A 10,498-nucleotide genomic window follows, 5' to 3' on the forward strand; every position below is an offset into this window, starting at 1 on the left:
CCGCCGAGGGACCCGGGCTCCCGCGGGGAGATTGACCGCCGCACCCTCCGGGTGTATGGCCCGAGTGGTCTTTGGCGGCCGCATCCGGTACCGTTGGTTGCTGTTGTGCGTGTCCCGCCTCGGTTCACGTGTACCCGGATCCGCTGTCCCGTTGCAGGACGCCTGGCGGTCCGGTGCACCGGGGTCTCGGGCACCGGATGCAGCTCGGCCCTCACCCGAGCCCCGGACGGCACACCGAGAAACGGCGTGATCCCAACTAGCGCCACCGAGATAACCCGAACGAAGGCAAACTAACGTGCGTACGTACACCCCGAAGCCCGGTGACATCCAGCGCCAGTGGCACGTCATCGATGCCACCGACGTCGTCCTGGGTCGCCTTGCCAGCCAGACCGCAACGCTGCTGCGCGGAAAGCACAAGCCGACCTTTGCTCCCCACGTGGACGCCGGTGATTTCGTCATCATCATCAACGCCGAGAAGGTCGCCCTGACGGGCTCCAAGCTCGAGAAGAAGCGGGCCTACCGCCACTCCGGCTACCCGGGCGGGCTCAAGTCCAGCTCCTACGCCGAGCTGCTGGAGAAGCACCCGGTCCGCGCCGTGGAGAAGGCCATCCGCGGCATGCTCCCGAAGAACAAGCTGGCCGCCCAGCAGATGTCCAAGCTCAAGGTCTACGCCGGCCCGGAGCACCCGCACGGTGCCCAGCAGCCGCAGACCTTCGAGTTCACCCAGGTCGCCCAGTAACCGGGCCTACGACAGAAACGAGCGAGGAAAATCGTGGCTCAGAATACTGAAGAGCAGAACATCGTGGACGGCGAGGAGCAGCTGAGCAGCTACACCTCCGAGTCCTCCCCCGCGGAGGAGACCGAGGTCGCCGCCGAGCGCCCGGCCCTCACCGTCTCCGGCCAGGCCGTGGGCCGCCGCAAGGAGGCCGTGGCCCGCGTGCGCGTCGTCCCCGGCTCCGGCCAGTGGACCGTCAACGGCCGCACCCTGGAGAACTACTTCCCGAACAAGCTGCACCAGCAGGAGGTCAACGACCCCTTCAAGGTGCTGGAGCTCGAGGGCGCCTACGACGTCATCGCCCGCATCCACGGCGGCGGCCCCTCCGGCCAGGCCGGCGCCCTGCGCCACGGCGTGGCGCGCGCGCTGAACGAGATCGACGTGGAGAACAACCGTCCGACCCTCAAGAAGGCCGGCTTCCTGACCCGCGACCCGCGCGTCATCGAGCGCAAGAAGGCCGGTCTGAAGAAGGCCCGCAAGGCCCCGCAGTACTCGAAGCGCTGATCGGAGGGCCTCCCGGCCCGCCCCAGCGTCACGGACCCCGTCCGACCCGGTGCACACCGGTGTCGGTCGGGGTCCGTTCGTTACTGCCCGCCTGCCGCTGTCCTGGCCACGGGGAACGTAGGATGGGGGGCGATGTCTAGATTATTCGGAACGGACGGCGTGCGCGGTCTCGCGAACGACCTCCTCACAGCCAACATGACCCTGGACCTGGCCCAGGCCGCCGCCATCGTGCTCGGCCACGGCCGCGCGCGCGAGGGACGGCGTCCCACGGCCGTCGTGGCCCGGGACGGGCGCGCCAGCGGCGAGTTCCTCAGCGCCGCCGTCTCCGCGGGCCTCGCCGGGTCGGGCGTGGACGTCCACGACGCCGGGGTGCTGCCGACCCCCGCCCTGGCCTACCTGGTGGCGGACCTCGGCGCCGACTTCGGCGTGATGATCTCCGCCTCGCACAACCCGGCGCCCGACAACGGGATCAAGTTCCTGGCCCACGGCGGGCGGAAGCTCCCGGACCGGGTGGAGGACGAGATCCAGCGAGTCTTCGAGTCCGGCGACTTCCGGCGCCCCACCGGCGCCGGGGTGGGACGCATCCACCTGCTCACCGACGCGGAGGACCGCTACGTCCTGCACCTCGTGGGCGCGATCCCGCACCGGCTCGAGGGGATGCGCGTGGTCCTGGACTGCGCCAACGGCGCGGCGAGCGGGGTCTCGCCGGACGCCTTCCGCGGCGCCGGCGCCGAGGTGCACGTCATCGGGGCGGAGCCCGACGGGCTGAACATCAACGACGGCTGCGGCTCGACCCACCTGGAGCCGCTCCAGCGGGCCGTCGTCGAGCTCGGGGCCGACCTCGGGATCGCCCACGACGGCGACGCCGACCGCTGCCTCGCCGTCGACGCCACGGGTCGTGAGGTCGACGGGGACCAGATCATGGCGATCCTCGCCCTGGCGCTGAAGGACGCGGGACGGCTCGTCGACGACACGCTCGTGGCCACCGTGATGAGCAACCTCGGGCTCAAGCTCGCCCTGCGCGACGCCGGGATCGACGTGCGCGAGACCGCCGTGGGCGACCGCTACGTCCTCGAGACGATGACCGAGCACGGGTACAACCTGGGCGGCGAGCAGTCCGGCCACGTGATCATGTCCGACTTCGCCACCACCGGCGACGGGCTGCTGACCGGGCTGATGCTGGCGTCGCGGGTGGCCCAGACCCGCGCACCCCTCGCGGAGCTGGCCCGGGTGATGACCCGGCTGCCCCAGGTGCTGCTCAACGTGCGCGGCGTGGACCGTGCGGCGGTCGGCTCTAACCCCGGCGTCCAGGCGGCCGTCGCGGAGGTCGAGCAGCGCCTCGGCGAGACGGGCCGCGTGCTGCTGCGCCCCTCGGGCACCGAGCCCGTGGTCCGCGTGATGGTCGAGGCGGCCTCCGAGGAGATCGCCCGGGCGGAGACGGAGTTCCTCGCCGCCGTGGTGGAGCGCGAGCTGTCCCTGACCGTCTGAAGCGTCCCGGCGTTGCCGGGACGGGGTCAGGTGCGCTGTCGCAGCGCGTCGCGGATCTCGGTGAGCAGCTGCACCTGGGCGTCGGCCTCCTCCTCGTCCGGGTCGATGCCGAGCCGGCGGTTGCGGGCCTCGATCATCCGGTTCATGGGCAGCACGATGGCGAAGTACACGGCCGCGGCCACGAGCAGGAAGTTGACGAGCGCGGTGAGCAGCACGCCGAACCGGACGTCGTTGCCGTTGACGGTGAGCACCGCGAAGGAGTCGAAGTTCGGTGAGCCGACCAGCGCGGAGATGAGCGGCATCAGCACCGCCTCGACCATGGCGTTGACCACCTGGGCGAAGGCCGCGCCGATGATCACGGCCACGGCCAGGTCCAGCACGTTGCCCTTCAGAACGAATTCCTTGAAACCACTGAGCATGTGCACAGAGTAGACCGCCTCCCGAGCGGGTGGGCCTCCGGGGCGGACACCGGAGGTGCCGGTCCCGTGCCGTGGCGCCGGGCCCCGGTCAGCCCGCGGCCGCCGGCCCGTAGTCGGGGGCCGGGGGCAGCCCGGAGAACTCCTCGAGCGTCGCGGCGCCCGAGCGCACCAGCTCCTGGGCCCGCTCGGGGCCGAGGTAGCGCAGGTGCCACGGCTCGTACCAGTAGCCGGTGGTGCCGTGCTCGCCCCAGGGGTAGCGCACCACGAAGCCGTGCTCCGGCCCGTGCTCGGCCACCCACGCCGCGGCGGCCGTGCCCTCGAAGCACACCTGCAGATCGCACCCGCCGCCGTCGCCCACGTCCAGCGCCAGGCCCGTCTGGTGCTCCGAGTGGCCCGGCCGGGCGGAGACCGTGTCGGCGGCCTCCCGGCCCTTCTGCGCGACCCACCCGGCGTACGTGCGGGACTGCTCTCCGTAGGAGCGGTAGCCCGACACGATCCGGATCGGCACGCCGTCCGCCCGGGCCGCGGCCAGCATCGCGCGCGCGGCGGCGGCCGCCTCGGGGCGCAGCGGGCGGCCCTCGACGTCCTCGAGGGCCGCCGGTGCCCAGTCCTCCGGGTCCAGGGGCCGCCGCTTGTTGACCACGACCGCGAGCGAGGCGGGGTCGTCCAGGTCCGGGACCGCGTCCGGTGCCGGGCTCCCGGCGGGACCGGGGCCCGTCGTCGCCGGGGCCGGACCGGGTGCCGGCGCCGGCCCCGGCGGGGACGCCGGGGCGGAGGGAGCCGCGGCGCCGGACGGGGACGGCGGGGGAGCGGAGGTGCGGGTCGTGTCCGGGGGAGCGCTCCCGGGATCCGCTGCGCACCCGGCCACGAGCACCGCGACGGCGAGCAGGAGCGGACCGCGGCGCAGGGCGTCCATCAGTTCTTGCGCAGGAGCACGCGCCGGATCGAGTGGTCGGAGTCCTTGGAGAGGATCAGCCGGGCGCGACCGCGCGTCGGCTGCACGTTCTCGATCAGGTTCGGCTCGTTGATCCGCCGCCAGATGCCGGTGGCCGTGGCCACCGCCCCGGCGTCGGAGAGGTCGGCGTAGCGGTGGAAGTAGGAGCCGGGATCGGCGAAGGCGGAGTAGCGCAGGGCCTGGAAGCGCTCCACGTACCACCGCTCGATGTCGGTGGGCCGGGCGTCCACGTAGATCGAGAAGTCGAAGAAGTCGCTGAGCGCGAGGGCGGCCCGGTCCCCGGGGCCCACCTTGGCGGGGGCGAGCACGTTGAGCCCCTCGATGATGACCACGTCCGGCCGGGTCACCACGACCTCCTCGCCGGGCACGATGTCGTAGCTGTGGTGCGAGTACCGGGGCGCCCGCACCTCGGGGGCCCCGGACTTGATCTTCGCGACGAAGCGCAGCAGGGCGCGGCGGTCGTAGGACTCCGGGAAGCCCTTGCGGTCCATCAGACCACGGCGCTGCAGCTCCGCGTTGGGGTACAGGAAGCCGTCCGTGGTGATGAGCTGCACGTGGGGGGTGGACGGCCACCGGGACATCAGCTCGCGCAGGAGCCGGGCGGTGGTGGACTTGCCGGCGGCCACGGACCCGGCGATGCCGATCACGAAGGGCGTCCGGGCGTGCTCCTCGCCGAGGAAGGCGTTGGTCGAGGCGTTGAGCCGGTTCGAGGACTCGTCGTAGAGGGTCAGCAGCCGCGAGAGGGGCAGGTACACCTCGCGGACCTCCGCGACGTCGAGCCGGTCGCCGAGGCCGCGCAGGTTCTCGATCTCCCGGGAGGTCAGCGGGACGTCGATCTCGTGGGAGAGCCTCGACCAGGTCTGGCGGTCGAGCTCCACGAAGGGCGAGGTGCGGTCGCTCAGCGTCGGTGCGGTCATCGACCACAGTCTAGACCGCCCCCGGACGCGCGCGGCGAACGGCAGACAGGCGTCGTACCCGCGTGTAGATTTGTCCTGGACCGGCACCGGCTGTGATCTGTCGCACAGAGGCACGCCGTGCGGGCGCTCCGCCGGAGGACCACCTCCTCGTTCGAGAGTCAGGACAGCACCATGGCGACGGCAACGACCTCAGAGACCACAGCACCGTCGGGCGGCAGGTCGACCGCCGCCCGCGCCCACGTCCAGCGCTTCGGCACGTTCCTGTCGGGCATGATCATGCCCAACATCGGGGCGTTCATCGCGTGGGGGCTGATCACCGCGTTCTTCATCGAGGCGGGCTTCACCCCCTTCGGCCCGCTGGGCGGCTTCGGCGAGAACGCCGAGGGCGAGCCGTACACCGGCCTGGTCGGCCCCATGATCACCTACCTGCTGCCGCTGCTGATCGCCTACACGGGCGGACGGATGGTCTACGACGTCCGCGGCGGCGTGGTCGGGGCCATCGCCACGATGGGCGTGATCGTGGGCACCGACATCCCGATGTTCATCGGCGCGATGCTCATGGGCCCGCTGACGGCCTTCGTGATGAAGAAGCTCGACGGTCTCTGGGACGGCAAGATCAAGCCCGGCTTCGAGATGCTCGTGAACAACTTCTCCGCCGGCATCCTCGCCGCGGCCATGGCGATCTTCGGGTTCTTCCTGATCGGCCCGGCCGTGCTGGCCTTCTCCAACGCGGCGGCCTCGGCGGTGGACTTCCTGGTGACGCGGGGGCTGCTGCCGCTGACCTCGATCCTCATCGAGCCCGCCAAGGTGCTGTTCCTCAACAACGCGATCAACCACGGCATCCTCACCCCGCTGGGCACCGCCCAGGCCCTCGAGCAGGGCAAGTCCGTCCTCTTCCTGCTCGAGGCCAACCCCGGCCCCGGCCTGGGCATCCTGCTCGCCTACATGGTCTTCGGGCGCGGCGCGGCGCGGGCCTCGGCCCCCGGTGCCGCGCTGATCCACTTCGTGGGCGGCATCCACGAGATCTACTTCCCGTACGTGCTCATGAAGCCGGCGCTGATCCTGGCGGCGATCGCCGGCGGCATGACGGGCATCTTCACCCTGACCCTGTTCGACGCCGGTCTGCGCGCCCCGGCCGCCCCCGGCTCGATCATCGCGGTCTTCGCGCAGGCCACCACCGACAGCTACGTGGGGGTCGCGGTCGCGGTGACTGCCGCGACCGCGGTGTCCTTCTTCGTGGCCTCGATCATCCTCAAGGCCTCCAAGGACAAGGGCGAGGGCGACCTCACGGAGGCCACCACCCGGATGGAGACCATGAAGGGCAAGAAGTCCTCCGTGGCCTCGGCCGTGGTCGGCACCAGCGGCGGCGCGGACACCGGCGGGCACAGCGCCCGTGAGCTGGCCGACGGCGGACCGGTCCAGCGCATCGTCTTCGCCTGCGACGCCGGCATGGGCTCCTCCGCGATGGGCGCCTCCGTGCTGCGGAACAAGGTCAAGGCGGCGGGCTTCGGCGACGTCAAGGTCACCAACGCGGCGATCGCCAACCTCACCGACGACTTCGACATCGTGGTCACCCACCAGGACCTGGCCACCCGCGCCCGGCCCAAGGTGCCCAGCGCCTCGGTGGTGACCGTCGACAACTTCATGGGCAGCCCCCGCTACGACGAGATCGTCGAGGCCGTGCAGCGGCGCAACGGCGCGGCCGTACCCGCCGGAGCGGGCGGCGCGGCGGCGGGTGCCGCCGGGGCCGGCGCCCCGGCCGGCGACACCGCGGCCGGCGAGGGCGCCGCGGAGTCCGGGGCCCCCATCCTCACCCGGGACCGGATCGTGATGGAGGGCGGCGCCCAGAACGCCGCCCAGGCCATCGACGAGGCCGGCGGACTGCTGGTCGCCGCGGGCGCCGTGACCGACGAGTACGTCACGTCCATGCACGAGCGCGAGGAGTCGGTGTCCACGTTCATGGGCAACGGCCTCGCCATCCCGCACGGCACCAACCAGGCGAAGGACAGCATCCGCTCCTCGGCCCTGTCGGTCGTGAAGTACCCCGAGGGCCTGGACTGGAACGGCAAGCCCGTCACCTGGGTGATCGGCATCGCCGGCAAGGACAACGAGCACCTGGCGATCCTGTCCCGCGTCGCGAAGATCTTCGGCAACAAGGAGAAGGTGCGCCAGCTCGACGAGGCGAGGACCGCCGACGACGTGCTCGACCTGCTGGGGAAGGTGAACGACTGATGAAGTGCGTCCACTTCGGAGCGGGCAACATCGGCCGCGGCTTCGTCGGCCTGCTCATGCACCGCTCGGGCTACGAGGTCGTCTTCGCCGACGTGGCGGCCCCGCTGATCGACGCGCTGGCCTCCACCCCCAGCTACACCGTGCACGAGGTCGGGGCCGGGTCCCGGGACACGGTCGTCGAGGGGTACCGGGCGGTCAACTCGGCGGACGACCCGGAGTCCGTGGTCGCCGAGATTGCCTCGGCGGACGTGGTCACCACGGCCGTGGGCGCGCACATCCTCCGGTTCGTGGCGCCGCTCGTGGCCCGCGGACTCGCCGCGCGCCCGGACGGCGCGTCCCCCGTGGCCGTCATGGCGTGCGAGAACGCCCTGTCCGCCACGGACCTGCTCGCCGAGGCGGTCCGCGCCGAGTACCCCGGCGAGGACCTCGACCGGCGGGCGGTGTTCGCCAACACCGCCGTCGACAGGATCGTGCCCCAGCAGGACGGCGGCGGGCTCGACGTGGTGGTGGAGCAGTTCCACGAGTGGGTCATCGACCGCACCCCCTTCGGGGGGCAGGAGCCCGCCATCGAGGGCGCGACGTACGTCGACGACCTCGTGCCCTACATCGAGCGGAAGCTGTTCACGGTCAACACCGGGCACGCCGCCTGTGCGTACTTCGGCTACCGCGCCGGCCGGCACCGCATCGCGGAGGCGATCGCCGACCCCGGGACCCGGGAGCGGGTCGCCGCGGCGCTCGCGGAGACCCAGGCGCTGCTCGTCGCGAAGCACGGGTTCGACGAGCAGGAGCACGGGCGGTACGTCGCGAAGATCCTCGACCGCTTCGCCAACGAGCACCTCCCGGACACCGTCGAGCGCGTCGGCCGCGCCCCGCTGCGCAAGCTCGGCCGGCACGAGCGGTTCGTGGGCCCGGCCGCCGAGCTCGCCGAACGGGGACTCGGCACCGAGGGACTGCAGGCGGCCGTGGCCGCCGCCCTGCGCTTCGACCCCGCCGACGACCCCGAGGCCGTCCGGCTGGGCGAGCTCCTCGGCACGCTCGCCCCGGCCGACGCCGTCCGGGAGATCACGGGACTCGACGCCGAGCACCCCCTCTTCCCGCCGCTCGAGGCGCTCGTGGCCGACGCCGCCCGGGAGCGCCGGGGCTGAGGAGGAGGCCCGCGGGCCCCTGCCGGCGGGCCGTCCCGTGCCCCCGAAGTGGCGGGAGCACGGGCCGCCCCGCCGCGTCCGGCAGGCCCGTCGGGGCGAGATGCATGCGGTACTGTGAAGCGCATGTGTGGAATTGTTGGATATGTGGGCCCCTCCTCCCAGCGGACGGACGAGCGCGGCACCGGCTCCGGGCACGACGCCCTGGACGTGCTCGTGGAGGGCCTGCGGCGCCTCGAGTACCGCGGCTACGACTCCGCGGGAGTCGCCGTCCTCGCCGACGGCAGCGTCGGCTTCCGGAAGAAGGCCGGCAAGCTGCTCAACCTCGAGCAGGAGCTGCGCGACAGCCCGCTGCCCCGCTCCAGCACCGGCATCGGCCACACCCGCTGGGCCACGCACGGCGGGCCGTCGGACGTCAACGCCCACCCGCACGTCGTCGACGGCGGCCGGCTCGCCGTGATCCACAACGGCATCATCGAGAACTTCGCCGAGATCAGGCGCGAGCTCGTCGAGAAGGGCCACGAGTTCCGCTCGGAGACCGACACCGAGGTCGCCGCCGCGCTGCTGGCCGACACCTACAACGACCTGGGCGACCAGGACCTCACCGCGGCCATGCAGGTGGCGTGCCGCCGGCTCGAGGGCGCGTTCACGCTCCTCGCCGTGCACGTGGACCACCCCGGCCGCGTGGTGGCCGCCCGGCGCAACTCCCCGCTGGTGCTCGGCCTGGGCGAGGGCGAGAACTTCCTCGGCTCCGACGTCTCCGGCTTCATCGACTACACCCGCGACGCCGTGGAGCTGGGCCAGGACCAGGTCGTGTCCATCACGGCCGACGACTACGAGATCACCGACTTCCACGGCAACCGCGCCGACGGCAAGCCCTTCCGGGTGCTGTGGGACGCCGCCGCCGCCGAGAAGGGCGGCTTCCCGTCCTTCATGGAGAAGGAGATCAACGAGCAGCCCGCCGCGGTGGAGCAGACCCTCATGGGCCGCACCGACCCGGAGGGCAACCTCGTCCTCGACGAGCTCAAGATCGACGAGGCGGTGCTCCGCGCCGTGGACAAGATCGTCGTCGTCGCCTGCGGAACGGCCGCCTACGCGGGCCAGGTGGCACGCTACGCGATCGAGCACTGGTGCCGGATCCCCACCGAGGTCGAGCTCGCCCACGAGTTCCGCTACCGCGACCCGATCGTCAACGAGCGGACCCTCGTGGTCGCGCTGTCCCAGTCCGGCGAGACCATGGACACCCTCATGGCGGTCCGGCACGCGCAGGAGCAGGGGGCCAAGGTCGTGGCGATCTGCAACACCAACGGCTCCACCATCCCGCGCGAGGCCGACGCCGCCCTGTACACGCACGCCGGCCCGGAGATCGCCGTCGCCTCGACCAAGGCGTTCCTGGCCCAGATCACCGCCGCGTACCTCCTGGGCCTCTACCTGGCCCAGCTGCGCGGCAACAAGTACAAGGACGAGATCGGGCAGATCCTCGCCGAGCTCGACGCCATGCCGGCCAAGATCCAGCAGGTCATCGACGCGCAGGACGGCGTGAAGGCGCTCGCGCAGTCCATGAAGGACGCCGCGTCGGTGCTCTTCCTGGGACGCCACGTCGGTTTCCCGGTGGCCCTCGAGGGGGCGCTCAAGCTCAAGGAGATCGCGTACATCCACGCCGAGGGCTTCGCCGCCGGCGAGCTCAAGCACGGGCCGATCGCCCTCATCGAGGAGGGCCAGCCGGTGTTCGTCATCGTCCCCTCGCCGCGCGGTCGCGACTCGCTGCACGCGAAGGTGGTCTCCAACATCCAGGAGATCCGCGCCCGCGGGGCCGTGACCATCGTGATCGCGGAGGAGGGGGACGAGGCCGTGGCCGACTACGCCAACCACATCTTCCGCGTGCCGCAGTCCCCGGTGCTGCTCCAGCCGCTGCTGACCACCGTCCCGCTGCAGATCTTCGCGTGCGAGCTGGCCACGGCGAAGGGTTACGACGTCGACCAGCCCCGCAACCTCGCGAAGTCCGTCACCGTCGAGTAGTCCGCGCCCGCCGCACCACCGGCCCGCCGCCCCGGATCGTCCCGGGC

9 protein-coding genes are annotated in these 10,498 nt (G+C 72.0%); 6 read left to right on the plus strand and 3 right to left on the minus strand.

Features of this window, described 5'->3' with window-relative positions:
• Positions 1-295: 295 nt before the first annotated feature.
• The 3 genes from rplM to glmM all read left to right on the plus strand — a co-directional run bounded on the left by rplM (position 296) and on the right by glmM (position 2,767).
• A complete protein-coding gene (gene rplM / locus ACFU0Y_RS14500) occupies positions 296-739 on the plus strand; it encodes a 50S ribosomal protein L13 (RefSeq protein WP_017833326.1) in 444 nt (147 codons plus the stop codon).
• Positions 740-772: 33 nt separating this feature from the next.
• Positions 773-1,279, plus strand: coding sequence for a 30S ribosomal protein S9 (gene rpsI / locus ACFU0Y_RS14505; protein WP_380215231.1), 507 nt, complete (start codon positions 773-775; stop codon positions 1,277-1,279).
• Between the two features lie 132 nt (positions 1,280-1,411).
• A complete protein-coding gene (glmM, locus tag ACFU0Y_RS14510) occupies positions 1,412-2,767 on the plus strand; it encodes a phosphoglucosamine mutase (RefSeq protein ID WP_380215232.1) in 1,356 nt (451 codons plus the stop codon).
• A gap of 26 nt (positions 2,768-2,793) precedes the next feature.
• Here the strand turns inward: glmM and mscL are convergent, their stop codons facing one another.
• From mscL to coaA, 3 genes are all read right to left on the minus strand, one after another.
• Positions 2,794-3,186 (minus strand): large conductance mechanosensitive channel protein MscL, encoded by a 393-nt coding sequence (gene mscL / locus ACFU0Y_RS14515; RefSeq protein WP_380215233.1) that lies wholly within the window; start codon positions 3,184-3,186, stop codon positions 2,794-2,796.
• An 88-nt stretch (positions 3,187-3,274) separates the two neighbouring features.
• Positions 3,275-4,102 carry a M15 family metallopeptidase gene (locus ACFU0Y_RS14520; protein ID WP_380215234.1) on the minus strand — a complete coding sequence of 276 codons (828 nt, stop codon included), beginning with the start codon at positions 4,100-4,102 and terminating at the stop codon, positions 3,275-3,277.
• On the minus strand, positions 4,102-5,058 hold the full coding sequence (coaA, locus tag ACFU0Y_RS14525) for a type I pantothenate kinase (protein WP_380215235.1): 957 nt from the start codon (positions 5,056-5,058) through the stop codon (positions 4,102-4,104). Before coaA ends, ACFU0Y_RS14520 begins: the two co-directional genes overlap by 1 nt.
• A gap of 171 nt (positions 5,059-5,229) precedes the next feature.
• Between coaA and ACFU0Y_RS14530 the strand changes: the two genes are divergently transcribed.
• The 3 genes from ACFU0Y_RS14530 (at position 5,230) to glmS (ending at position 10,451) form a co-directional block, all read left to right on the plus strand.
• Positions 5,230-7,290: a PTS mannitol transporter subunit IICBA gene (locus tag ACFU0Y_RS14530; protein WP_380215236.1), complete on the plus strand. Its 2,061-nt coding sequence runs from the start codon at positions 5,230-5,232 to the stop codon at positions 7,288-7,290.
• Positions 7,290-8,435, plus strand: a complete 1,146-nt coding sequence (locus tag ACFU0Y_RS14535; protein ID WP_380215237.1) for a mannitol-1-phosphate 5-dehydrogenase — start codon at positions 7,290-7,292, stop codon at positions 8,433-8,435. The genes ACFU0Y_RS14530 and ACFU0Y_RS14535 overlap by 1 nt, the downstream gene beginning before the upstream one ends.
• Before the next feature lie 123 nt (positions 8,436-8,558).
• Positions 8,559-10,451, plus strand: coding sequence for a glutamine--fructose-6-phosphate transaminase (isomerizing) (glmS, locus tag ACFU0Y_RS14540; RefSeq protein ID WP_380215238.1), 1,893 nt, complete (start codon positions 8,559-8,561; stop codon positions 10,449-10,451).
• Positions 10,452-10,498: the final 47 nt, after the last annotated feature.

It is taken from the genome of Kocuria sp. NPDC057446, assembly GCF_042802875.1.
GTDB lineage: Bacteria > Actinomycetota > Actinomycetes > Actinomycetales > Micrococcaceae > Kocuria.

Excerpts from the sequence above, each read along its gene's own strand:
- glmM (WP_380215232.1), top strand. The coding sequence starts at position 1,412 with ATGTCTAGATTATTCGGAACGGACGGCGTGCGCGGTCTCGCGAACGAC.
- mscL (WP_380215233.1), bottom strand. The coding sequence starts at position 3,186 with ATGCTCAGTGGTTTCAAGGAATTCGTTCTGAAGGGCAACGTGCTGGAC.
- ACFU0Y_RS14520 (WP_380215234.1), bottom strand. The coding sequence starts at position 4,102 with ATGGACGCCCTGCGCCGCGGTCCGCTCCTGCTCGCCGTCGCGGTGCTC.
- coaA (WP_380215235.1), bottom strand. The coding sequence starts at position 5,058 with ATGACCGCACCGACGCTGAGCGACCGCACCTCGCCCTTCGTGGAGCTC.
- ACFU0Y_RS14530 (WP_380215236.1), top strand. The coding sequence starts at position 5,230 with ATGGCGACGGCAACGACCTCAGAGACCACAGCACCGTCGGGCGGCAGG.
- ACFU0Y_RS14535 (WP_380215237.1), top strand. The coding sequence starts at position 7,290 with ATGAAGTGCGTCCACTTCGGAGCGGGCAACATCGGCCGCGGCTTCGTC.
- glmS (WP_380215238.1), top strand. The coding sequence starts at position 8,559 with ATGTGTGGAATTGTTGGATATGTGGGCCCCTCCTCCCAGCGGACGGAC.